Here is a 23,380-nt window from a genome sequence, read left to right as displayed (position 1 = left end):
AGGCACAGCTTATGGAAGCACGGCACGAGCCCGAGAGCCTGTCCCCACCACAGATCGCCGCGATGCGGCGCTCCATGACCAGCGGCCGTATGGCGCTCACCCGCCGCTCCCTGCTGCGTGCGGGAGGCGCCGGGGCGGTCGCCGTCGGCGGGCTCGGGGCGCTCGGTGGCTGCGGTATCCCGCCCGCGGGGCGCACCGAGGTGGACAACGCCTCAGATGACCACTCGGCCGAGGAGAAGCGGCTCGCCTTCTCCAACTGGACCGAGTACATGGACGTCGGCAAGGGCGGCCGCCATCCGACCCTGGACGCGTTCCAGCGCCGTACCGGCATCAAGGTCAAGTACACCGAGGACATCAACGACAACGTCGAGTTCTTCGGCAAGATCAAGCCGCAGCTCGCGGCGGGCCAGGACACCGGCCGCGACCTCATCTGCGTCACCGACTGGCTGGCCGCCCGGATGATCCGGCTCGGCTGGATACAGCCGCTGGACCCCGCCCAACTGCCCCATGCCTACACCAACCTGGGGAAACCTTTTCGCACCCCGGACTGGGACCCGGGCCGCGCCCACTCCTACCCGTGGACCGGTATCCCCGCCGTCATCGCGTACAACAAGAAGGCCACCGGCGGCCGTAAGGTCACCTCGGTCTCGCAGTTGCTGGAGGACCCCAAGCTCAAGGGCCGCGTCGGGCTGCTGACCGAGATGCGCGACACCGTCGGGCTGACCCTCCTGGACATGGGCAAGAACCCCGAGACGGTCACCGCCGACGACTACGACGCCGCGATCGCCCGCCTCCAGAAGGCGTCCGACCGGGGCCAGGTCCGCCGCTTCACCGGCAACGACTACACCGGCGACCTCACCAAGGGCGACATCGCCGCCTGTATGGCCTGGGCCGGGGACCTGATCCAGCTCCAGTCGGACAACCCCGAGATCGAGTTCGCGATCCCCGACGCCGGCTATATGACGGCCACCGACAACCTCCTGGTCCCCAACAAGGCGCGCCACAAGAGGAACGCTGAACGGCTCATCGACTACTTCTACGAGCCCAAGGTCGCCGCGAAGATCGCCGCCTACATCAACTACGTCTGCCCGGTCGACGGGGTGCGCGAGGAGCTCGCGAAGATCGACAAGGCGCTGGCGGACAATCCGCTGATCCTCCCGGACGAGGAGATGGCCGCCAAGTCCCACTCCTTCCGCTCGCTCTCCAGCAAGGAAGAAGCGGCATTCGAGGACAAGTTCGCCAAGCTCACCGGCGCCTGACAAGCGAGGAAGCGCACCGCCATGACCCAGCCCACCTCCGGCGGCGACGTCCGGCTCGACCGGATCAGCAAGACCTACGGGTCCTTCACCGCCGTCCACCCGCTCGATCTGCAGATACCCGCCGGCTCCTTCTTCGCCCTGCTCGGCGCCTCCGGCTGCGGCAAGACCACCACCCTGCGCATGATCGCGGGCCTGGAGGACCCCACCACCGGGACCGTCGCGCTGGCCGGCGAGGACATCACCGTCCTCCCGCCCCACAAGCGGCCCGTCAACACGGTCTTCCAGAGCTACGCCCTCTTCCCGCACCTCGACATCTTCGAGAACGTCGCCTTCGGACTGCGCCGGCGTGGCGTCAAATCGGTGAAGAAGCAGGTCGAGGAGATGCTGGAGCTGGTCCAGCTCGGTGACTTCGCCCGCCGCAAACCGCAGCAGCTCTCCGGCGGCCAGCAGCAGCGCGTCGCCGTCGCCCGAGCCCTGATCAACCACCCCAGGGTGCTGCTGCTCGACGAGCCGCTGGGCGCGCTGGACCTCAAGCTGCGCCGTCAGATGCAGCTGGAGCTCAAGCGCATCCAGACCGAGGTCGGGATCACCTTCGTCCATGTCACCCACGACCAGGAGGAGGCCATGACCATGGCCGACACGGTCGCGGTGATGAACGGCGGCCGGGTCGAGCAGCGCGGCGCCCCCGCCGACCTCTACGAGAACCCCGGCACCACCTTCGTCGCCAACTTCCTCGGCACCTCCAATCTCATCGAGGCCGAGATCACCGACAAGAGCGGCGGCGACCTCGTCCTCACCGCCGCCGGCGGCAAGCTCGCCCTGCCCGCCGACCGATGTAGCGCCCCCGTCCGCACGGGTGGGAAAGTGCTGGTGGGGGTGCGTCCCGAGAAGATCACCCTGGCCCATTCCGAGGACGCCGGGACCGTCCCCGAGGGGCGCAACCGGATCACCGGGCGGATCGTCGACTCCAGCTTCATCGGCGTCTCCACCCAGTACCTCATCACCACCCCGGACTGCCCCGAGATCACCGTCTACGAGCAGAACATCGAGCGCGACGCCCGGCTCGTCCCCGGTGCCGAGGTCGTCCTGCACTGGAACCCCGCCCACACCTTCGGCCTCGACGCGGCCCAGGACATCGACGCCGGTACGGAGCTGGACGAGGAGGCCCCATGAGCGTGTCCCGGCGCGCTGCGCGGGCTGGACTGAGGAGCCGCGCAGCGACGAAGGAGCGAGCAGTGACGAGGGAAGCCCGCGCGTCGGAGCGTGCCGGGACTGAGCGGGTAGGGGGGTTGGCTACGGCCACTCCCGAAGCCGCGCCGGACGCCGGGCCCGTGCAGAAGCCACCCCTTCTCAAGCCCGCCGTCCGCAAGCGGCTGGTGCCCTACTGGCTGCTGCTCCCCGGCATCCTCTGGCTGCTGATCTTCTTCGCCGCACCGCTGATCTACCAGGCGTCGACCTCCGTGCAGACCGGCTCCCTCGAAGAGGGCTTCAAGGTCACCTGGCACTTCCAGACCTACTGGGACGCGCTCACCGAGTACTACCCGCACTTCCTGCGCTCGGTGCTCTACGCCGCCACCGCCACCGTGCTGTGCCTGCTGCTCGGCTATCCGCTCGCGTACCTCATCGCCTTCCGGGCGGGCCGCTGGCGCCATCTGGTGATGATCCTGGTCATCGCGCCGTTCTTCACCAGCTTCCTGATCCGCACCCTCGCCTGGAAGACGATCCTGGCCGACAGCGGCCCCGTGGTGGGCGCGCTCAACTCGCTGCACATCCTGGACGTCACCAGCTATCTGGGGATCACCGAGGGGCAGCGGGTGCTGGCCACCCCGCTCGCGGTGGTCTGCGGGCTGACGTACAACTTCCTGCCCTTCATGATCCTTCCGCTCTACACCTCCCTGGAGCGCATCGACCCCCGGCTGCACGAGGCCGCGGGGGACCTCTACGCGCGCCCCATCACCATCTTCCGGAAGGTGACCTTCCCGCTGTCCATGCCGGGCGTCGTCGCGGGCACGCTGCTCACCTTCATCCCCGCCGCGGGCGACTACATCAACGCCGAACTGCTGGGCTCCACCGACCAGAAGATGATCGGCAACGTCATCCAGTCGCAGTTCCTGCGGGTGCTGGACTACCCGACGGCGGCGGCGCTGTCCTTCATCCTCATGGCGGCCATCCTCACGATGGTCACCGTCTACATCCGCAAGTCCGGGACGGAGGACCTGGTGTGACGGCCCTGACGCGCTGGATACGGCGGAACCTGGTGGTCATCGCGGGGCTCGGCACCCTCGCGTATCTGATTCTGCCCAACGTCGTCGTCCTGGTCTTCTCCTTCAACAAGCCCAACGGCCGGTTCAACTACGAATGGCAGCGGTTCTCCACCGACGCCTGGACCGATCCGTGCGGCGTCGCCGACCTGTGCGGCTCGCTCTCGCTCAGCCTGAAGATCGCGGTATGGGCGACGATCGGCGCGACCGTCCTCGGCACGATGATCTCCTTCGCACTGGCCCGCTACCGCTTCCGGGCCCGCCCCGCGGTCAACAGCCTGATCTTCCTGCCGATGGCGATGCCCGAGGTCGTCATGGCCGCCTCGCTGGCCACCCTCTTCCTCAACATGGGCGTGGACTTCGGCTTCTGGACGATCCTCATCGCCCACATCATGTTCTGCCTGAGCTTCGTGGTGACGGCCGTCAAGGCGCGGGTGATGTCCATGGACCCCCGGCTGGAGCAGGCCGCCCAGGACCTCTACGCCTCCCCGGCGCAGACCTTCCTGCGCGTCACCCTGCCGATCGCCGCGCCCGGGATCGCCGCGGGCGCGCTGCTGTCCTTCGCGCTCTCCTTCGACGACTTCATCATCACCAACTTCAACGCCGGCTCGACCGTGACCTTCCCCATGTTCGTCTGGGGATCCGCACAGCGCGGCACGCCCGTGCAGATCAATGTGATCGGAACGGCGATGTTCGCGGTCGCGGTGTTGTGCGTTCTCGTCGGCCAACTGGCCGGCGCCCGCCGCAAGAGGAGCTGAGAACCATGGCCACGGACGCCATGACCCGCTCGTCCGGGGGCGAAGGTGCCCCCACCCCGTCCGCTTGGAAGGCCCTGGCCGGGGCCGCGTACCGGCCGTACTGGCTGGACGACCCCGGCAGGCCCGGCCCCCGCCCCGCCCTCGTCGGGGAGGAGCGGTGCGATCTGCTCGTGGTCGGCGGCGGCTACAGCGGACTGTGGACCGCCCTGATCGCCAAGGAGCGCGACCCCGCCCGCGAGGTGGTCCTGGTCGAGGGCCAGGAGATCGGCTGGGCCGCCTCCGGGCGCAACGGCGGCTTCTGCGCCGCCTCCCTCACCCACGGCCTCGGCAACGGCGCCGCCCGCTGGCCCGCTGAGCTGGCCGAACTCGAACGGCTCGGCCACCGCAACCTCGACGCCATCGAGTCCGCCGTCGAGCGCTACGGCATCGACTGCGACTTCGAGCGCACCGGCGAGATCGATGTGGCCACCGAGCCGTACCAGGTGGCGGAGTTGTGCGAGGCCGCCCAGCTGGCGGCCGAACTCGGCGTCGGCGAGCAGGAGTTCCTCGACCGCGACGCGGTGCGCGCCGAGGTCGACTCGCCCACCTTCCTGGCCGGGCTGTGGGACCGCCGCGGCGTGGCCATGCTGCACCCCGCCAAGCTCGCCTGGGGCCTGGCGCGGGCCTGCGCCGAGCTGGGCGTACGGATCTATGAACACACCCCGGCCGAACGGCTGGCGAGCGCCGGGGCGGCGATGGCCGTCCGCACGCCCTTCGGCCGGGTGCGCGCCCGCCAGGTGGCGCTCGCCACCAATGCCTTCCCCTCGCTGGTGCGCCGCGTTCGCCCGTACATCACCCCGGTCTACGATCACGCGCTGATGACCGAGCCGCTTAACCAGGAGCAGCTCGACGCGATCGGCTGGCGGGGCAGGCAGGGACTCAGCGACACCGCCAACCACTTCCACTACTTCCGGCTCACCGCCGACCAGCGCGTCCTGTGGGGCGGCTACGACATCGTCTACCGCTACGGCGGCCGGGTGCGCGCCGAATACGACCACCACCCCGCCACCTACCGCACCCTCGCCCAGCACTTCTTCCGCTGCTTCCCGCAGCTGGAGGGCGTGCGCTTCAGCCACGCCTGGGGCGGCGCCATCGACACCTGCTCGCGCTTCTCCGCCTTCTTCGGCAGCGCGCACGGGGGGAGGGTGGCGTACGCCCTCGGCTATACGGGCCTGGGCGTCGGGGCGACCCGGTTCGGTGCCGAGGTGATGCTCGATCTGCTCGCCGGTGAGCGCACCGAGCGCACCCGCCTGGAGATGGTCCGCAGCAAGCCCCTGCCCTTCCCGCCGGAGCCGGTGCGGTGGGCGGGGATCGGCATCACCCAGTGGTCCATGACCCGGGCCGATGAGAACGGTGGGCGCCGCAATCTGTGGCTGAAGGCGATGGACAAGGTGGGGCTGGGGTTCGACAGCTGAGCGCGGAGCCCCGCGCCGTGGTCACTCCGGGCCGCTCGGCGCGGTCTGGGGCGGCCGCGGCCTGTGGGGGCCGGATGCCGCTTTCCCCTGGCCGCCGGGGCTGGACTGGCCGCCGGGGCTGGACTGGCCGTTGTGGCTCAATCGGCTGACCCTGAGCACCGTCCACAGCAGTAGACCGGACAGACACCAGCTCGCGACGGTGTCCAGCGGCCAGTGGTAGCCGCGCCGGACCAGCCCGGCTGCCACGGCGAGGTTCAGCACGGCGACGGCCACCAGGAGGGGCCGCCGCAGCCGCGGGCGCAGGAGGGGGTGGAGGAGCAGCGCCGCCGCGCCGTAGGCGACGGCGGCCGTCGCGGCATGGCCGGAGGGAAAGAATCCGGTCTCGTCCGCCAGTGCCCCGGGCGGGCCGGGGCGGTCGATCAGCGCCTTGAACGGAACCACCAGCGCCGGAACCGCCGCCATCGCCACCGCGGTGGCCAGCGGCGGCAGCCACCAGCGCGGCGCTCCCGCGCGCCGGGCGCACCACGCCGCCCAGCCGAGGGCGGGGGCGAGGACGGGGACCGCCACCGCCGTGTTGCCGAGGTCGGCGAGGAACTCGGCGATTTGGGAGGGGAGCACTGAGCCGGCGATCGCACGGCCGAACCGTTCGTCGTAGGTGCGCAGGGGGCCGTGGGCGGCGATCTGCCAGGTGCACAGCGCGAGCAACGCGATCAGTGCGAGGGGCGTGAGGAGCGCGGGAAAGGGCGCCCGTGGCGCGGAAGGGGAGTGAACAGTCGGCGGCCCCGGAACAGGGGGGGTGGTTCCGGGGCCGCCGTGGCGATCGGTGTGCCGCGCGCCCCGGGGGGTTTGGGGCGGGCGGCCGTCCGATCGGTGAGGAGATCCGGAGCCGGAGGCTCCAGTGGTGTGCGCGAGGGCACAGCCGGGTCGGGGCTGGGGAAGCACCGGCTCGGCATCGCCCGCAGTCCCCTGCGAGCGGGGTGTTTCTCTCATCTGCAATGACCGTACGGCAGCGAAGCCCCGCCCGACAGACCGATCACCCACCTGTCATCGGCCCCGCACATCTTCTTCACGCCACCCATCGATCACTCACAGTCACAGCTCGGCGAAGGCGCCCTCGAGGATGTCGAGACCCTCGTTCAGAAGGTCCTCGCCGATCACCAGCGGCGGCAGGAAACGCAGCACATTGCCGTAGGTGCCGCACGTCAGCACCAGCAGCCCGGCCGAGTGGCACGCCTTGGCGACGGCGGCCGTGGCCTCGGGGTTGGGGTCCTTCGTGCCGGACTTCACGAGTTCGATGGCGATCATGGCGCCACGGCCGCGGAGGTCGCCGATGATGTCGTACTTCTCCCGGATCGCGGCGAGGCGGCCCTTCATGACCTCCTCGATGCGCTTGGCCCTGGCGTTGAGGTCCAGCTCGCGCATCGTCTCGATCGCGCCGAGCGCCGCCGCGCACGCCACCGGGTTTCCGCCGTAGGTGCCGCCGAGACCGCCGGAGTGCGCCGCGTCCATGATCTCCGCGCGGCCGGTGACGGCCGCCAGCGGCAGACCGCCCGCGATGCCCTTGGCGGTGGTGATCAGGTCCGGGACGATGCCCTCGTCCTCACAGGCGAACCACTGGCCGGTGCGGCAGAAGCCGGACTGGATCTCGTCCGCCACGAAGACGATGCCGTTGGACTTGGCGAACTCCGCGACCCTGGGCAGGAAGCCCTTGGCGGGCTCGATGAAGCCGCCCTCGCCGAGGACCGGCTCGATGATGATCGCGGCCACGTTCTCGGCCCCGATCTGCTTGCTGATCATGTCGATGGCCTGGGCCGCGGCCTCCTCGGCACAGTTCTCCGGGCCGGTCAGCCAGCGGTAGGGGTAGGCGAGCGGAACACGGTACACCTCCGGCGCGAAGGGGCCGAAGCCGTGCTTGTACGGCATGTTCTTGGCGGTGAGCGCCATGGTGAGGTTGGTCCGGCCGTGGTAGCCGTGGTCGAAGACGACGACCGCCTGGCGCCCGGTGTACGAACGGGCGATCTTCACCGCGTTCTCCACCGCCTCGGCGCCCGAGTTGAACAGCGCCGACTTCTTGGCGTGGTCGCCGGGCGTGAGCCGGGCCAGCTCCTCGCAAACCTCCACATAGCCCTCGTACGGGGTGACCATGAAACAGGTGTGCGTGAAGTCCGCCAGCTGCGCCGACGCCCGGCGCACGACGGCCTCAGCGGAGGAGCCGACGGAGGTCACGGCGATACCGGAACCGAAGTCGATCAGCGAGTTGCCGTCCACGTCCTCGATCACACCGCCGCCCGCGCGCACGGTGAAGACCGGCAGCACACTCCCCACCCCGTCGGCGACCGCCGCGTTCTTACGGGCGAGCAGCTCCTGCGACTTCGGGCCGGGAATGGCGGTGACGACGCGACGCTCCTGGGGGAGGGCCGGGCCTCCGGACAGTTCGGTCATGACGGGCTCCAGGGGAAAGAACAGGGGGCTTTAGTCGCAGGCTATGGGCGTGGCGAGGGATGAGGCATGTTCCGTTCGGGAGCACTGCGCGTGTTTCCTTGTCCGCGACGGCCATAGCCCGACGACGGCCTTACGGATCCCGCGAGTGAGACGGGCCCGCCCGGGTCGCTGAACTCCCCGCGCGGGAACACTAGATTGAGCGATGGCGCGAAAGCCGAGGAACAGCCGGTCAGGGGGCAAGGGGCAGCACATGGACACCGAGGGCACGTTCGATCCACGCAGCACACGCCACAACCCGCCCCCACCCCCACCCCCGCAATCCCCGCCTTCCTTTCCCGCCGCCCCGCCGCCGATGCCGCCGACCGCACCCCCGGCGGCCCCAGGTGCCCCTCCGGCCCCCGCGCCCGCGGCCCGCCCGTCCTTCGTCGCCTGGCTGCGCGCTCCGCGGTCCGAGGCGGCGCCGGGGGTGTGGACGTACGAACACAAGCCGAAGGCTCCGGAGGAGCCGGATCGGATTCCGGGGCAGCGGCTGCTCAGCGGGGCCCTGATCTCGGCCTTGTGCGGCTGGCTGGTCTGGTCACTGATCTATTACGAGTACTTCGGCAGCTTCTATCTCTGGCCGCTGTACTTGCTGACCCCGGAGTCCTGGGTCGAGGGCGACAACAAGATGGCGTTCGTATGGGCTTGGCGCATCTACCAAGTCATCTTCGCAGGGGTCCTCGCCGTGATCTTCGGTCGCGTCGGCCACTGGCCCGAGGTCTGGCGTCGCTACGTCGCGCCCCTCTTCCGGCGGGCCTGGGATGAGCCCGCTCCTGAGGCGGCTGCCGCGGGGCGGCCGGAGGGGGATCCGGTGGAGTGGCCGCATTTGCGGGCCGCAGGGGGGCACAGTGCGGCTGATCGGCTGGCGGCGGACGCGCGGGCGGGGGCGATGAATGACGTCGACCACGCCCGGATCGAGCGCGCCTGGCAGTCCGTGCGGGCGGGGAGGAATTCGCTCGCCTCGTTCACCGACACCGTGCTGCGTCATGGCGCAGCCTCGTACGGCCATCCGTCCGGTGCGCGGGATCTGCCCGTCCGGACGGCGCGGCATGATCTCCTCGCCCATCAGGTCCGCCTCGGCACCGCTGCTGAGGATTCCCGCAATCCTTACCAGCACCGCGGCGTCGGGCTCGCCCTCGATCCCGAGGTGCTCGGCACCTCGCTGCTGGCCGTCGGGCCGCCCGGTTCGGGGAAGACGGGGCGGGTGGTGCGGCCCGTCGTGGAGTCGCTGTGTCTGCAGGCGCTCGCCGGGCGGGTCGCGGTTGTGGCGGTCGGGGCGGCGGGGGCCGGGCTGGGGGCGGATGAGGCGTTCGACGTCGTCGTGAAGATCGGACGGCCCGACTCCGGCTATGACCTCGATCTCTACGGCGGCACCACCGACCCCGACGAGGCCGCGGGCATCCTCGCCGAGGCCCTGATCGGCGACATGGCGGCCTCGCTGCCCGGCGGGGACAGCCGGCGAGCCGCCACCGCGCTGGCCCAGCTGCTCGGCCCTTACCGTGCCGCCCACGGCCGCTTCCCGTCCGTCCCGGATCTGCGGGAGCTGCTGGACGGTTCCAAGGCGGCCGTCAACGCGCTGCGTGAGGTGCTGGATGAGGCGGGGGAGCGGGCGCAGGCCCGTGAGCTGGAGGCGCGGGTCCGGCAGTCGGGTGCGCCCGGGGACGTGGGCGCGCTGCTCGCGGACCGGATCGCGCTGTTGGACCGGCCCGCGTTCGCCGATTTCTTCGACACCACGGGCGACCGCCGCCCGTTCTCGCTCCGCGCCCTCGAACACCCCCTCCGGGTCCGTATCGATCTGCCCGAGCGCGGCCACGCGGAGGCGTCGCGGATGCTCGCGCGGCTGGTCCTGGCGCAGTTCACCGAGTGCGCCGTGGGCCGGGTCGACCGTTCGCTGTTCGCCTGCCTCGTCCTGGACGACGCCTCGCACACCGTCACGCCCGAGGCCCTGCGCGGCATCCAGCGGCTCCGCTCCGCCCACGCGGGCGCCGTGCTCACCCTCCGCACCCTCGACGACGTGCCCGAGTCGTTGCGCAGCGCGCTGCTCGGCGCGGTCGGCTGCCGGATGGCCTGTGCCGGGGTGACGACCTGGGACGGTGCGCGGTTCGCCGAGGTGTGGGGGACGGAGTGGGTCGAGACCCGGGATGTCACCGACCGGCAGATCATCGCCGAGGAGCCGCTCACCAAGGTGCTGCACTTCATCCGTAAGGTCGCCACCGGCAAGGCGGTGACCACGCAGTCGGTGACCGTACGGACGGTGGAGCGCGAGCGCTGGTCCGCCTCGGAGCTGGCCCATGCGGTCCCCCCGGGGCATGCGGTGCTGTCGGTGACCTCCGTAAGGGGCGAGGGCGGGCCCCCGGTGCTGGTGGATCTGCGCGGGTGACCGGCGGCCGTTCCGGTCGGTCCTCATGCCGTCATCCGTTGCTCTGCCCTGGTCGGCCTGGTCGGCCTGGTCGCCCTGTCGCCCCGGTCGTCATGGTTGTCCCGGTCGCCCTGGTCGTCATGGTTGCCCCCGGTTGCCCCGCTCCGGTGGCCGGAGCAACCGGAACCGCGCCGTCACGGCCATACCCGTGGCGAAATCAGGCCGTCAATTCCGCGTTTTCCTCCATTGAGGCAGAATCGGCAGTAGCCGTTCATACGGGACGGTGAAGTCGTCGCAAGTCGTCGCATTCGCTTCGAAGGTGCCATGCCTCCCACGCTCGCCTCACTCGTCCGCCACCCCGGCCTCAAGCTGTCCGTCCTCGCGGGCGAGGACCGGCTGGAGACCCCCGTGCGCTGGGCGCATGTCAGCGAGCTGGCCGACCCCGTGCCCTATATGGACGGCGGCGAGCTGCTCCTGATCACCGCTATGCAGATCGAGGCCGATGACCCGGAGGAGATGAGCCGCTATGTGCGGCGGCTGGTGGGCGCGGGTGTGGTGGGGCTCGGGTTCGCGCTCGGCGTCAACTACGCCGAGGTGCCGCCCGCGCTCGCCACGGCGGCCAAGGAGGAGGGGCTGCCGCTGCTCGGCGTGCCACGCCGCACCCCGTTCATCGCGATCAGCAAGGCCGTCTCCGCGGCGATAGCCGCGGACCAGTACCGGGCCGTGACGGCCGGGTTCGAGGCGCAGCGCGAGCTGACCCGCGCCGCCATCGGCGCCGAGGGGCCCGCCGCGCTGCTCGCCCGGCTCGCCGCCCATGTCGACGGCTGGGCCGCGCTCTACGACGTCTCCGGCGCCGTGGTCGCCGCCGCCCCCGACTGGGCCGCTCGTCGCGCCGCCCGGCTCACCGCCGACGTCGAGCGGCTGCGCTCCCGCCCCGGACCCGCGAGCATCGTGGTCGGCGGGGGCCGCGGACCGGCCGGGGCCACGGGCGCGGAACCGGCCGAGGACACGGCCGTCGCCGACCGGGTGGAGCTCCAGTCGCTGGGTACCGGGCGCCGTACGCGTGGGGTGCTCGCGGTCGGCACGGGCGCGCCGCTGGGCACCGCGGAGCGCTACGCCGTGCATTCCGCGGTCGCGCTGCTGACCCTGACCACTGAGCGTTCCCGCGCCCTCCAGGAGGCCGAGCAGCGGCTCGGCGCCGCCGTGCTGCGGATGCTGCTCGCGGGCGAGCCCGACCATGCGCGGGCGGTCGCCGGGCGGCTGTACGGCGGGCTGCTCGACGCGCCGTTCCGGATGCTGGTCGCCGAGGTGCCGTCCGGTGGCACGGCCCAGCAGGCCCACGCGGCGCCCTCCGGCGCGGACGGCGCCCCAGCGGAAATCCCCACAGATGCCACCACCACGGCCGCGGGCGAAGCCGAGGCGGCCGACCCCCTCGGCACGCTCATCGACACCATGGAGGCGGCCGCGGCCCGTATCGGCGAGTCGGTGCTGGTCGTGCCCGACGGCGAGCGGCTCATCGTGCTGGCCCCCGACGGCGGGGCGGCGGTCGCGGCCTGCGCCGAGCACGCCCAGGCCGTCGAGGCGCGCCGGGGTACGAAGGCCCGCCCCCGCGACCGCGCCGCGGTCGCCGCGCTCCGCGGCGACGAGCTCGTCATCGGGCTGTCCGCCCCCGCGGGCCCCATCGCCGCCGCGGCCGCCTACCGCCAGGCGGAGCAGGCGCTGTCGGTTGCGCGCCGCCGCGGCCGGATGCTGGTCGAGCACGAGCGGATGGCGGCGGGTTCGGTACTGCCCCTGCTTGCCGACGACGCCGTCAGGGCGTTCGCCGACGGCATGCTGCGCGCCCTGCACGAGCACGACGCCACCGGCCGGGGCGACCTGGTCGCCTCGCTGCGCGCCTGGCTCTCCCGGCACGGCCAGTGGGACGCGGCCGCCGCCGACCTCGGCGTCCACCGGCACACCCTGCGCTACCGGATGCGTCGCGTCGAGGAGATCCTGGGCCGCTCCCTGGACGACCCGGACGTCCGCATGGAGCTCTGGCTGGCCCTCAAGGCCACGGCCCCCGGCACCTCGACCTGAACCGCGCGCCTCCGCCCCGAGTCGGCCGACTCTTCCCGATCACCGCCCCAGCCGCCCCACCCCGGTCACCGCCGCGACCCCCTCGTCCCGATCCCTCCGCATTCCGGCACGCCATTGCGTAGCGCCCGCGCGCCCGACTGCTACGCCTCGGACAAACGCCGAGCGGGCGCGGCGCGCCTACGGTGGGAGGAGAGACACCACTTCAGAAGGGTCGGGATCCGCTGTGCCAGACACACACGAAGCTGTCACCCACGCGTTCTGGCTCGCCGGCCGTAAGGCGACGGGCGAGAGCACGCTCGAGGTCACCTCGCCCTGGGACGGCCGCCGCGTCGGCGTGGTGAGCGTTCCCACCGATGCGCAGATCGAGGAGGCCGTCGCCGCGGCCGACGCGGTGCGTGAGGAGTTCGCCGCGACCCCCGCGCACGTCCGGGCCGCCGCGCTGGACCATGTGTCGCGCCGTCTCGCCGAGCGCGGCGAGGAGATCGCCCGGCTGATCTCGGACGAGAACGGCAAGCCGATCAAGTGGGCGCGCGGTGAGGTGGGCCGCGCCGTGTCCGTCTTCCGGTTCGCGGCCGAGGAGGCCCGCCGGTTCAACAGCGGGGACGCCCAGCGGCTGGACACCGACGCCGGTGGCACCGGGCGGCTCGCGCTGACCCGTCGCTTCCCGCGCGGCACCGTCCTCGGCATCGCGCCGTTCAACTTCCCGCTGAACCTCAGCGCCCACAAGGTCGCCCCGGCGATCGCCGTCGGCACGCCGATCATCCTCAAGCCGGCTCCCGCGACCCCGCTGTCCGCGCTGATCCTCGGTGAGCTGCTGGCCGAGACCGAGCTCCCGGCGGGCTCCTGGAGCGTCCTTACGGTGCCCAACGACCGGATGCCCGCGCTGGTCCAGGACGAGCGGCTGCCGGTCATCTCCTTCACAGGTTCGGAGAAGGTCGGCTACGCGATCAAGGAGTCGGTGCCGCTCAAGCACTGCACCCTGGAACTCGGCGGCAACGGCGCCGCGGTCGTGCTGTCGGATTACGCCGCCGACGCCGACCTCGACTGGGCGGCCACCCGCATTGGCACCTTCTCCAACTACCAGGGCGGACAGTCCTGCATCTCCGTGCAGCGGGTGATCGCGGACGCGTCCGTCTACGAGGAGCTCGTGCCCAAGATCGTCGCGGCCGTCGAGGCGCAGGCCACCGGCGACCCGACCGAGGACGCCACCGATGTCGGCCCGCTGATCAGCGAGGACGCCGCCAAGCGCGTCGAGTCCTGGGTGGACGAGGCCGTCCGGGCCGGTGCGAAGCTGCTCACCGGCGGCAAGCGCGAGGGCTCGAGCTACGCCCCGACCGTGCTCGCGGACGTCCCCGCCGATGTCACCCTCTCCTGCGAGGAGATCTTCGGACCGGTGCTCACCCTGCACAAGGCGGCGGACGAGGACGAGGCGTTCGCGGCCGTCAACGGCTCCAAGTACGGCCTGCAGGCGGGCGTCTTCACCCGCGAGGTGCAGACCGCCTTCCGCGCCCATCGCGCGCTGGAGGTCGGCGGCGTGATCATCGGCGATGTGCCCTCGTACCGCGCCGACCAGATGCCCTACGGCGGCGCCAAGAGGTCCGGTGTCGGCCGCGAGGGCGTGCGGTACGCGATGGAGGACTACACCTACGAGCGGGTCATGGTCCTCACCGGCCTCGACCTCTGATCCACCCACCGCCGGGCCCCGCCCCGCCGCGGGGCCCGGCGTATGACGAAGGCAGGGGGTTGACCCGTCCCGGCCACTCCGGACCCTCAGCCGGAGAAGCCGAGACGGGCCAGTCTCAGGCCGCCGCCGCGCAGCGTGATGTGCAGGTCCTGGACGCCGGTCGGCGGCGCGGGCAGGGCGGTGCGGACCGTGGTGTAGACGTAGCGGCCGCCGGTGGGCGGGACGGCGGCGGTGGCCAGGGCGGTGCCGTCGGCGAGGTGCGCCTCGACCGTCGCGCCCTCCACCGCGACGTCCCCCGCCCCAGTCACCTCGTACGCGGCCTCGACCATCATCGACACCGCCCCCGCGCCGAAGTCGCAGGCGCGGAAGAGCAGTCGGCCGACCGCGCCGTCTCGGCAGGCCACCGCGTCCCCGCGGACCTTGGCGCGGTCCACCAGCACGATCCCGTCCGCCGCGTCGTAGTCCGCGGCCTCCAGACCGCGCCGCAGCACCGGGCGCGGTGCGGGCGGCGCGCCCTCGACGGTCACGGTCGCGGTGGCGCGGAGGTCCGCGCCGGACGCGCCCGCGTGGATCTCGTACGTCCCCGGGTCGACGGTCCAGCGGCCGTGCGCCACGTCCCAGAAGCCCAGCGCGTCCTCGACCGGCACGGTGAAGAACAGCCGCACCCTCTCACCCCGGCGCAGCCACACCCTGCGGTGGGCGATGAGCCGGCGGTGCGGCAGCGGGACCCGCGACCCCGGGGCGCTCGCGTAGATCTGCACGACCTCGTCGCCGTCGCGCGGACCGGAGTTGGTGACCTCGCACTCCACGGCCAGCCCCGCCTCCCGCCGCACCGACAGCTCGCCGTAGGCGAAGGCGGTGTACGACAGGCCGTGCCCGAAGGGGAAGAGCGGGGTGCCGTCGAAGTACAGATAGGTGGCGCGCGAGGCGATGATGTCGTAGTCGAGCGGATCGGGCAGATCGTGGTCGGAGGCGTACCACGTCTGCGGCAGCCGCCCCGCCGGTGAGACGTCCCCGAACAGCACCCGGGCCAGCGCCGTGCCCGCCGCCTGGCCGCCGTGCGCCGTCCACAGCAGCGCGGGCAGCGCATCGGCCGCCTCCGCGACCGCGTACGGATAGCTCGAGGTCAGCACCAGCGCGGTCCGCGGATTGGCGGCGTGGGCCGCGCGCCACAGCCGCTGCTGCTGGGCGGGCAGGGCGAGGGTGGTGCGGTCCTCGGTCTCCCGGCCGCCGATGTGCGGGTCGTTGCCCGCCACGACCACTACGGCGTCCGCCCGCCCGGCGGCGCGGGCCACCGCGTCCTCGCCGCGCTCGACGACCTCCAGCCGGAAGACGGTCCCGGTCCCCTCCTCGCCGCCGTCACGTTCGGCAACCTTCAGGCCGCCCGCGGCGACACAGACGTAGCCACCCGTCCCCAGGTGCCTGAGGAGGTGTCCGTCGGGGTGCGCTTCGAGTGTGAACGTCTCCTGGACCACCCAGCCCCCGGGCTGCTCCGCCGCCGCGCGGACGAAGCCGTCCTCGGCCACGGTCAGACAGCGGCCGGAGGGCGCGCGCAGGGTGAGCGCACCGCCGCCCCAGTCGGCCAGGGACAGATCGGTGGGGGTGTCGCCGACGGTCAGCGGCGGCAGATCGGTACGGCCCGCCGTATGCGCCGGATTGAGCGAGCCCGATGCCTCCACCGGACCTTCGTCCTCCGCCGCCGTGTCCGGCACCCGCACCCAACCGGCCGCCGTGCGCAGCCGTACGGTGTCCAGGCCGTCCGCGAACACCACCCGGTCCGCGCCGAGCCGCTCGGCCAGCGCCTCGCGCGGCGAACTGCGGCGGATCAGACTGCCGCTGTACCAGTCCAGCTTGCACTCGTCGGCGAGCGGACCGACGACCGCGAGGGTGCGGACGGCGCTCTCGGAGAGCGGCAGCAGACCGTCGTTGGTGAGCAGGACGACGGCCTGTTCGGCGGCCTCCAGGGCGAGCGCCCGATGGGCGGGCGTGTCGAAGGCACCGTCGGATTCTTCCGGCTGCCCGCCGGGCTCGTCGAACTCGCCCAGCGCACACCGCATCCCCAGCAGCCGCCGCACCGCCGTGTCCACCGTGGACACGTCGATCAGTCCGCGCGCCAGCCCGCCCCGCACCCGCGCGATCGTCTTCGACGGGTTCTGGTCGTGGTCGGTGAAGCTGTCCACCCCGGCCCGCAGGGCCGCGGCGATGGCCTCCTCATGGGTGTCGAAGTAGTGCTCGGAGTCGACCAGATTGGACGGCGCGCCCGCGTCGGAGCAGACCACCAGCTCCTGGTCGGTCCAGGTGCGCAAGTGCTCGCGCAGATACGGCGAGACGTGGTTGGGCCGCCCGTTGACCAGGTTGTACGCGGGCATCACCCCGGCCACCGCGCCCGCCCGCACCGCCCCGCGGAAGGCCGCCAGATCGTATTCGTGCAGCACCCGCGGCCGCACCGAGGAGGAGGTGGTGTCCCGGTCGGTCTCGTTGTTGTGCGCCAGCCAGTGCTTCAGGACGGGCGCGGTGCGCCAGCGATCCGGATGGTCGCCGCGCAGCCCGCGGGTGTAGGCCGTGGCCAGGGCCGAGGTGAGGTACGGATCCTCGGCGTACCCCTCCTCGTTGCGGCCCCAGCGCGGATCGCGCAGCGGATTCACCGTCGGCGACCACACATTGAGGCCCACCCGCGGATCGCGTGCGCGCATGGCCCGCGCCTCACGGCCGACCGCCTCGCCGACGCGCCGCACCAGCTCCGGGTTCCAGGTCGCGCCGAGCCCGACGGCCTGGGGGAAGACGGTCGCCGGGCCCATCCAGGCGACGCCGTGCAGCGCCTCCTGCCCGGTGCGGAAGGGCGCGAGGCCGAGCCGCTCCACTCCGGGCGCGTACTGGTGGAGCATCGCGATCCGCTCAGCCGGCGTGAGCCGGGCCAGCAGATCCTCGACGCGGGTACGCACCGGCAGCCGTGGATCGCGAAAGGGCAGATGGCGAAAGGGCGGACGGGTGATCAGATCACCGTCATCGCTCACGGATACGGCCCCTCTTCCCCAGCTCGTGCGTCGACTTCCATAGCCCCTGACGGCGAATCGACTCGATTCGACATCGATTCGACATCAATTCGAAGCGCTTCGATGCTGGGCGCACCATGCCCACCCTGTCAAGGCTTCCCGGGAGCACAACCCATCGGCACCCTGCGCCACCACTCTTGCGCGACCCCACCCCCCGCCTTAATCTCGGCGCAATATCGAAGCGCTTCGACCAATCTTCGATCAATCTCGGCCAACTCGACCATCGGTCGTACGGCGGGCACGCCACGAAGGGTTGACGCAATGCCGAACTCCCAGGCTTCGGCCTCCACTTCCCCTCCCAGCCGGAGAACCTTCCTGGCCTCCACGGCGGTTGCCGCGGCGGCCGTCGCGGGAGGGGTTCCGCTGCTCACCGGCTGCTCCACCGAGGAGGGCTCCAGCAAGGGCGGCACCACCTCCGGCAAGCAGCTGAAGAACCTGCTGCCGACCTATGCGGCTTCGAAGGTGGCGGACCCGGACATCCCCAGCGTCAACGGCTCCAGCCCCGGCTACACCAAGGCCCCGCCCGCCGCCGGACTCGTCGCCTCCGTGCGGGGCAAGCCCGGTCACGGCGGCAGCTACACGATGTTCGAACCGCTCTGGGGCACCCCGCCGCCCAAGAACAACGCCTACTACAAGGCGGTCGACGAGGCGCTCGGCGCCACGGTCAAGCTCCAGCCGCAGGACGGCAACACCTACGGCGAGAAGCTCGGCGCCGTCCTCGCCTCCGGCGACATAGCCGATATCGTGATGATCCCGCTGTGGGAGATGGGCGGGCGGATCCATGGCGCGGTCAGCGCCAAATTCGCCGATCTGGGCCCGTATCTCTCCGGTGACAGGGTCAAGAAATATCCGAACCTCGCCGCCATTCCCACCGCCGCCTGGCAGATGTCCGTCTTCGGCGGCAAGCTCCGCGGGCTGCCGATGCCCTCCCGTCCGCTCGGCGGCGTCATTCCGTACTACCGCGAGGACATCTTCACCAAGGAGGGCTATCACGTCCCCAAGAGCCCGGCGGAATTCCTCGCCCTGGCCAAGGAGATCACCCGGCCCAAGAGCAAGGTATGGGCCTGCGACGACATGTGGTGGTCGGCGCAGCGGTTCTTCGGCTGCCCGGGGGAGAAGCCGTACTACTGGATCGAGAAGAACGGCAAGCTGGTCCACAAGGTCGAGACCGAGAACTATCTCGAGGCCCTGGAATGGTGCCGCAAGCTCTTCGCCGGGGGCTGTGTCCACCCCGACGCGGTCGCGGGCAAGGCCAATGACGCACCGACCCGCTTCACCTCCGGGCAGACCCTCTTCTACAACGACGGCGACGCCAAGTGGTACGGCGCCACGTTCGAACAGGCCGGTCCCAACCCCGACTTCAAGATTCAGGGAATGGACTGGTTCGGCCCCGACGGCGGCGACCCGGTCATCTATCTCGACCCGCCCGCCCAGATCTGGTCGTTCCTGAACAAGAACCTCTCCAAGGATCAGATCGAGGAAATCCTCGCCCTCGCGAACTTCATCGCCGCGCCCTTCGGCACCAGGGAGCAGCGCCTCATCGACTACGGCGTCGAAGGCGTGCACCACGACATGAAGAAGGGCGTACCGGTCAAGAACGCCACGGGGGTCCGGGACGTCCAGGACACCTACCGCTTCATCGTCTCCCCGCAGGCGAGCGTCGCCTATCCGGACTTCCCGCGGATGGTCGAGGACTACTGCGGCTGGATGCGGCGGATGGGCAAGTTCGCCAGGAAACCGCTCTTCTACGGAATGCAGATCCAGGAGCCCAATCGGTACGCCTCGCTCTACACGCCGTTCGAGGACCTCGCCAAGGACGTCACCCGAGGCCGTAAGTCGGTCAAGGACGCCCAGCGGGCGATCAGCGACTGGCGCAGCGGTGGCGGCGACCGGCTCCGCGACTGGTATGCGGGGCTCCTCGACGAGAACGGCAGCGGCGCCTGATGGCCAAGCGGGCCCGTGGCGCCCCGGCGGCCCGTGGCGCCCTGGCGGCCCGTGGCGCCCCGGCAGACCGGAGTGCCCCGCCAGGCCCCGGCACTCCGCCGAGCCGCGGGACCCCCACCGCCCGCACCGGATGGTGGCACCGGCTCCGCCGCGACCGCACCCTGCTGCTGATGGTCGCCCCCGCCGTCGGTCTGCTCCTGCTCTTCACCTACGTCCCGCTGCTCTGGACCACGGTCGCCTTCAAAGACTACGACCCGTTCACCCAGGGGCTGTGGACCAGCCCATGGGTGGGCCTCGACAACTTCGGCCTCCTCTTCGAGGACAGCCGCTTCTGGGACGCCTTCGCCAACACCCTCTCCATCACCTTCATCCAGCTGGTGCTGTTCTTCCCGGTGCCCATCGCGCTGGCGCTGCTGCTCAACAGCGTGCTCAGCGACAAGGTCCGCGGCCTGGTGCAGTCGATCCTGTACCTGCCGCACTTCTTCTCCTGGGTGCTGGTGATCACGATCTTCCAGCAGATGCTCGGGGGCGCCGGACTGCTCGCCCAGCAGCTGCGCGCCCACGGTCACGAGGGCTTCGACCTGATGACCGACCCGGGCGTCTTCAAGTTCCTGATCACCGCCCAGCTGGTGTGGAAGGACGCGGGCTGGGGCGTGATCGTCTTCCTGGCCGCGCTCTCCGCCGTCAACCAGGACCTCTACGAGGCCGCGGCCGTGGACGGCGCGAACCGCCGGCGCCGGATGTGGCACGTCACCCTGCCCGCGCTGCGCCCCGTGGTCGCCCTGCTGCTGGTGCTGCGCGTCGGCGACTCGCTGACGGTCGGCTTCGAACAGATCCTGCTCCAGCGCGACGCGGTGGGTCCCGGCGCCTCGGAGGTCTTCGACACCTATGTGTGGTGGGTCGGCATCGCCAACACCGACTACGGGATCGCCGCCGCCGGCGGTCTGATCAAGGGCGCCTTCAGCCTGGTGCTGGTGCTGATCGCCAACAAGGTCGCCCATATGCTCGGCGAGCAGGGGGTTTACCGGAAATGACCGTGACCGAGCGGACCGCGGCCCCGACCGGACCCGCTGCCCCGCCCCCGCCCCCGCGTCGGCGCCGCGACGAGAGGCGCCCGGTGTGGGAGGAGGAGCCCGGCAGGGTCGGCCAGGGGCTCAAGGGGGCCACCCTGGCCGGGGTGTGTCTGGCGATCCTCGGCCCGCTGTGGGTGGTGATCGTCACCAGCCTCTCCGACCAGAGGACCATCACCGACGCCGGGGGGCTGGTGATCGTGCCCAAGACGATCACCTTCCGGGCCTACACCGAGCTGCTGAGCGGCGGCACGGTGACCCGGGCGACGCTCGTCAGCCTCGGGCTCACCGCCGTGGGCACCGTGATCAGCACCGTCGTCTCGGTCCTGTGCGCCTACGGCCTGTCCCGCCCGGGGTCCTTCCTGCACCGGCCGATCCTGATGGTGCTGCTGGTCACCATGTTCTTCAACGCCGGTCTCATTCCCACGTATCTGCTGGTCACCGGCGTCGGTCTGGAGGGCAGCTACTGGTCGATGATCCTTCCCGGGGCCGTCTCCGTCTTCAACGTCCTGGTGCTGCGGGCGTTCTTCCAGAACATCGCGCCCGAGCTGATCGACAGCGCCCGGATCGACGGTGCGGGGGACTGGCGGATCCTGTTCCGCATCGTCCTGCCGCTGTCGAAGGCCGTGATCGCTGTGGTCTCGCTCTTCTACGCGGTCGGCTACTGGAGCCAGTGGTTCAACGCCATGCTCTACCTCAACGACCAGGACAAATGGCCGCTGCAGATGATCCTGCGCCAGCTGGTGATCAAGCAGCAGGCGCCGCAGGGCATGTCCCAGATGATCTCCACCCAGCAGATCCCGGGACTGGCGGTGCAGATGGCCGTCATGGTGCTCGCGCTGATCCCGGTCGCGGTGCTCTACCCCTTCGTCCAGAAGCACTTCACCAAGGGCATGCTCACCGGCGCCGTCAAGGGCTGACGCCGGTCGCCCCGTACCCAGCCGATCCGAGACGGGAGCCGGTATGCCCGACCTGAACGACGCCACCCGCGGCCGCGTCCTCTACGGCGGCGACTACAACCCCGAGCAGTGGCCCGAGAGCGTCTGGCACGACGACATCCGGCTGATGCGCCGGGCGGGTGTCACCACCGTCACCGTCGGCGTCTTCTCCTGGGCGCGGCTCGAACCCCGTCCCGGGGCACGGGACTTCGACTGGCTGGACCGGGTCCTGGACCTGCTCCACGAGGGCGGGATCGAGGTGTGCCTGGCCACCCCGACCGCCTCCCCGCCGCCCTGGATGGGCTCCCGCCACCCCGAAACCCTGCCGCGCGACGAGAGCGGCACGGTCGTCTGGTACGGCTCACGGAACCAGTTCTGCGCCTCGTCCCCCGTCTACCGCGACCACGCCCTGCGCATCACCGAGGACCTGGCGGACCGCTACGGCGGCCATCCGGGCCTGCGGATGTGGCACGTCGGCAACGAGTACGGCACCCACTGCTGGTGCGATGAGACCGCCCGGCACTTCCGCCGCTGGCTGCGCACGCGGTACGGCGGCCTGGACGCCCTCAACGAGGCGTGGGGGACGGCCTTCTGGAGCCAGCGCTACGACTCCTGGGAGGAGATCATCCCGCCGCGCCGCGCCCAGTACCTGATCAACCCCGGTCAGGCGCTGGACTTCCGCCGCTTCACCAGCGACGCCCTGCTTGAGTGCTTCACCGCCGAACGCGACGCGCTGGCCGCCCGCACCCCGCACATCCCCGTGACCACCAACTTCCATCCGCTGTTCATCGGCCAGGACGGCTGGGCCTGGGCGGCGGAGGAGGACGTCGTCTCCGTCGACCTCTACCCCGACCCCAAGGACCCGCACGCGGCCGCCTACGGCGCGCTGGTCCAGGATCTGACCCGCTCCCAGGCGGGCGGCCCCTGGGTCCTCATGGAGCAGGCCGCGGGACCGGTCAACTGGCGCGGCGTCAACCACCCCAAGCCGCACGGGCTGATGCGGCTGTGGTCCCTCCAGGCCGTCGCGCGCGGCGCCGACGCGGTCTGCTTCTTCCAGTGGCGGCAGTCCCGGCAGGGCGGCGAGAAATTCCACTCCGGGATGGTCCCGCACGCCGGTGAGCACAGCCGCACCTTCGCCCGGGTGGGCGAACTCGGCGCCGAGCTGCGCGAACTGGCCCCGGTCGTGGGCACGGACGTCCCCGCGCGGGCCGCGATCCTGCACGACTGGCACTCCTGGTGGGCCACCGTCCAGGACGGCCGCCCCTCCTCCCTGGTCTCCTGCGAACGGCTGCTGCGCGCCTGGCACCAGGCCCTGTGGGAGCGGAACCTCACCACCGACTTCGCCCATCCGCACGCCGACCTCACCGACTACGCCCTCGTCGCCGTCCCCCAGCTGTATCTGCTCACCGACGAGGCGCTGGACAACCTCGCGGCGTACGTACGCGGCGGTGGCACCCTCGTCTGCGGCTTCTTCACCGGCGTCGCCGACGAGGACGACCGGGTGCGCCCCGGCGGGGTGGACCGCCGCCTCCGCGGGCTCCTGGGCATCCGTACGGTCCACGAGTGGTGGCCGCTGGACGAGGGCGAGGCGCTCACCGCCGAGGGCGCCTGGCTGGGCGCGTTCCACGGCACCCTCTGGTCCGAGGACCTGGAGCCGTCCACCGCCGAACCGGTCGCCCGGATCAAGGGCGGTGAGCTCGACGGCCGCCCCGCCGTCATCCGCAACGCCTACGGCACCGGCACCGCCTGGTACGTCTCGACCCTCCCCGAACCCACCGCCCTGCGCGCGCTGCTCGGCCGCGCCGCCGAGGAGGCGGGGCTGGCCCCCGCGCTGCCCGGCCTCCCCGAGGGCGTAGAGGCGGTGTGGCGCGGCCCGTATCTCTTCCTGCTCAACCACGGCCGCACCCCGGCGGTCGTCCCGCTTCCGTCCGCTCCGTCCGGGCGGACGGATCTGCTCACCGGGCGCGCGCACCACACCAGCGTCCGGCTGGACCGCTTCGCGGTCATGGTCCTGGCTCCGCCCGAATCCCTCGCCTGAAGCTC

General features: G+C 71.5%; 15 protein-coding genes. 12 read left to right on the top strand and 3 right to left on the bottom strand.

Going from position 1 to position 23,380, the window contains the following annotated elements:
• Positions 1 to 11 precede the first annotated feature (11 nt).
• Genes J2Z30_RS08325 through J2Z30_RS08305 form a run of 5 tightly spaced genes read left to right on the top strand, consistent with a single transcriptional unit; the run spans position 12 to position 5,732 of the window.
• A complete protein-coding gene (locus J2Z30_RS08325) occupies positions 12 to 1,259 on the top strand; it encodes a polyamine ABC transporter substrate-binding protein (RefSeq protein WP_044569520.1) in 1,248 nt (415 codons plus the stop codon).
• A 21-nt stretch (positions 1,260 to 1,280) separates the two neighbouring features.
• A complete protein-coding gene (locus tag J2Z30_RS08320) occupies positions 1,281 to 2,432 on the top strand; it encodes an ABC transporter ATP-binding protein (RefSeq protein WP_044569519.1) in 1,152 nt (383 codons plus the stop codon).
• A complete protein-coding gene (locus tag J2Z30_RS08315) occupies positions 2,429 to 3,484 on the top strand; it encodes an ABC transporter permease (RefSeq protein ID WP_245387766.1) in 1,056 nt (351 codons plus the stop codon). Before J2Z30_RS08320 ends, J2Z30_RS08315 begins: the two co-directional genes overlap by 4 nt.
• Complete coding sequence (locus tag J2Z30_RS08310; RefSeq protein ID WP_037948688.1) at positions 3,481 to 4,278, top strand: ABC transporter permease; 798 nt, start codon at positions 3,481 to 3,483, stop codon at positions 4,276 to 4,278. Before J2Z30_RS08315 ends, J2Z30_RS08310 begins: the two co-directional genes overlap by 4 nt.
• A 5-nt stretch (positions 4,279 to 4,283) precedes the next feature.
• The gene (locus tag J2Z30_RS08305) at positions 4,284 to 5,732 is read left to right on the top strand and encodes an NAD(P)/FAD-dependent oxidoreductase (protein WP_245387765.1); all 1,449 of its coding nucleotides are present in this window, start codon (positions 4,284 to 4,286) and stop codon (positions 5,730 to 5,732) included.
• 21 nt (positions 5,733 to 5,753) lie between these two features.
• On the opposite strand, the gene J2Z30_RS08300 is transcribed toward J2Z30_RS08305, so the two are convergent.
• Together J2Z30_RS08300 and gabT are read right to left on the bottom strand one after the other, a co-directional pair.
• Positions 5,754 to 6,437 (bottom strand): phosphatase PAP2 family protein, encoded by a 684-nt coding sequence (locus J2Z30_RS08300; protein WP_308279849.1) that lies wholly within the window; start codon positions 6,435 to 6,437, stop codon positions 5,754 to 5,756.
• 387 nt (positions 6,438 to 6,824) lie between these two features.
• Entirely contained in the window at positions 6,825 to 8,174 is a 1,350-nt protein-coding gene (gabT, locus tag J2Z30_RS08295; protein WP_044569516.1) for a 4-aminobutyrate--2-oxoglutarate transaminase, read from the bottom strand.
• Between the two features lie 250 nt (positions 8,175 to 8,424).
• On the opposite strand from gabT, the gene J2Z30_RS08290 reads away from it, so the two are divergent.
• From J2Z30_RS08290 to J2Z30_RS08280, 3 genes are all read left to right on the top strand, one after another.
• Positions 8,425 to 10,593, top strand: a complete 2,169-nt coding sequence (locus J2Z30_RS08290; protein ID WP_044569515.1) for a type IV secretory system conjugative DNA transfer family protein — start codon at positions 8,425 to 8,427, stop codon at positions 10,591 to 10,593.
• A 303-nt stretch (positions 10,594 to 10,896) separates the two neighbouring features.
• On the top strand, positions 10,897 to 12,648 hold the full coding sequence (locus J2Z30_RS08285) for a PucR family transcriptional regulator (protein WP_044569514.1): 1,752 nt from the start codon (positions 10,897 to 10,899) through the stop codon (positions 12,646 to 12,648).
• Between the two features lie 223 nt (positions 12,649 to 12,871).
• A complete protein-coding gene (locus J2Z30_RS08280) occupies positions 12,872 to 14,332 on the top strand; it encodes an aldehyde dehydrogenase family protein (RefSeq protein ID WP_044569512.1) in 1,461 nt (486 codons plus the stop codon).
• Between the two features lie 86 nt (positions 14,333 to 14,418).
• Here J2Z30_RS08280 and J2Z30_RS08275 read toward each other — a convergent pair whose 3' ends face one another.
• Positions 14,419 to 17,346 carry a glycoside hydrolase family 3 C-terminal domain-containing protein gene (locus J2Z30_RS08275; RefSeq protein WP_078956604.1) on the bottom strand — a complete coding sequence of 976 codons (2,928 nt, stop codon included), beginning with the start codon at positions 17,344 to 17,346 and terminating at the stop codon, positions 14,419 to 14,421.
• 300 nt (positions 17,347 to 17,646) lie between these two features.
• Between J2Z30_RS08275 and J2Z30_RS08270 the strand changes: the two genes are divergently transcribed.
• The 4 genes from J2Z30_RS08270 to J2Z30_RS08255 are packed head-to-tail and all read left to right on the top strand — an operon-like array spanning position 17,647 to position 23,375.
• Positions 17,647 to 19,329 carry an extracellular solute-binding protein gene (locus J2Z30_RS08270; RefSeq protein ID WP_044569510.1) on the top strand — a complete coding sequence of 561 codons (1,683 nt, stop codon included), beginning with the start codon at positions 17,647 to 17,649 and terminating at the stop codon, positions 19,327 to 19,329.
• Entirely contained in the window at positions 19,329 to 20,363 is a 1,035-nt protein-coding gene (locus tag J2Z30_RS08265; protein WP_107073275.1) for an ABC transporter permease, read from the top strand. Before J2Z30_RS08270 ends, J2Z30_RS08265 begins: the two co-directional genes overlap by 1 nt.
• Positions 20,360 to 21,319: a carbohydrate ABC transporter permease gene (locus J2Z30_RS08260; protein WP_044569509.1), complete on the top strand. Its 960-nt coding sequence runs from the start codon at positions 20,360 to 20,362 to the stop codon at positions 21,317 to 21,319. Before J2Z30_RS08265 ends, J2Z30_RS08260 begins: the two co-directional genes overlap by 4 nt.
• Positions 21,320 to 21,362: 43 nt before the next feature.
• Positions 21,363 to 23,375, top strand: coding sequence for a beta-galactosidase (locus J2Z30_RS08255; protein WP_044569508.1), 2,013 nt, complete (start codon positions 21,363 to 21,365; stop codon positions 23,373 to 23,375).
• Positions 23,376 to 23,380: the final 5 nt, after the last annotated feature.

The organism is Streptomyces iranensis (assembly GCF_017874715.1).
In the GTDB taxonomy this organism is placed as follows: Bacteria; Actinomycetota; Actinomycetes; order Streptomycetales; family Streptomycetaceae; genus Streptomyces; species Streptomyces iranensis.
The sequence above is the reverse complement of the archived record's forward strand: the minus strand, read 5'-3'. Positions and strand labels throughout refer to the sequence as shown.

Coding starts and splice junctions, on each gene's coding strand:
- J2Z30_RS08325 (WP_044569520.1), top strand. CDS start 12: ATGGAAGCACGGCACGAGCCCGAGAGCCTGTCCCCACCACAGATCGCC.
- J2Z30_RS08320 (WP_044569519.1), top strand. CDS start 1,281: ATGACCCAGCCCACCTCCGGCGGCGACGTCCGGCTCGACCGGATCAGC.
- J2Z30_RS08315 (WP_245387766.1), top strand. CDS start 2,429: ATGAGCGTGTCCCGGCGCGCTGCGCGGGCTGGACTGAGGAGCCGCGCA.
- J2Z30_RS08305 (WP_245387765.1), top strand. CDS start 4,284: ATGGCCACGGACGCCATGACCCGCTCGTCCGGGGGCGAAGGTGCCCCC.
- gabT (WP_044569516.1), bottom strand. CDS start 8,174: ATGACCGAACTGTCCGGAGGCCCGGCCCTCCCCCAGGAGCGTCGCGTC.
- J2Z30_RS08290 (WP_044569515.1), top strand. CDS start 8,425: ATGGACACCGAGGGCACGTTCGATCCACGCAGCACACGCCACAACCCG.
- J2Z30_RS08285 (WP_044569514.1), top strand. CDS start 10,897: ATGCCTCCCACGCTCGCCTCACTCGTCCGCCACCCCGGCCTCAAGCTG.
- J2Z30_RS08270 (WP_044569510.1), top strand. CDS start 17,647: ATGCCGAACTCCCAGGCTTCGGCCTCCACTTCCCCTCCCAGCCGGAGA.
- J2Z30_RS08265 (WP_107073275.1), top strand. CDS start 19,329: ATGGCCAAGCGGGCCCGTGGCGCCCCGGCGGCCCGTGGCGCCCTGGCG.
- J2Z30_RS08260 (WP_044569509.1), top strand. CDS start 20,360: ATGACCGTGACCGAGCGGACCGCGGCCCCGACCGGACCCGCTGCCCCG.
- J2Z30_RS08255 (WP_044569508.1), top strand. CDS start 21,363: ATGCCCGACCTGAACGACGCCACCCGCGGCCGCGTCCTCTACGGCGGC.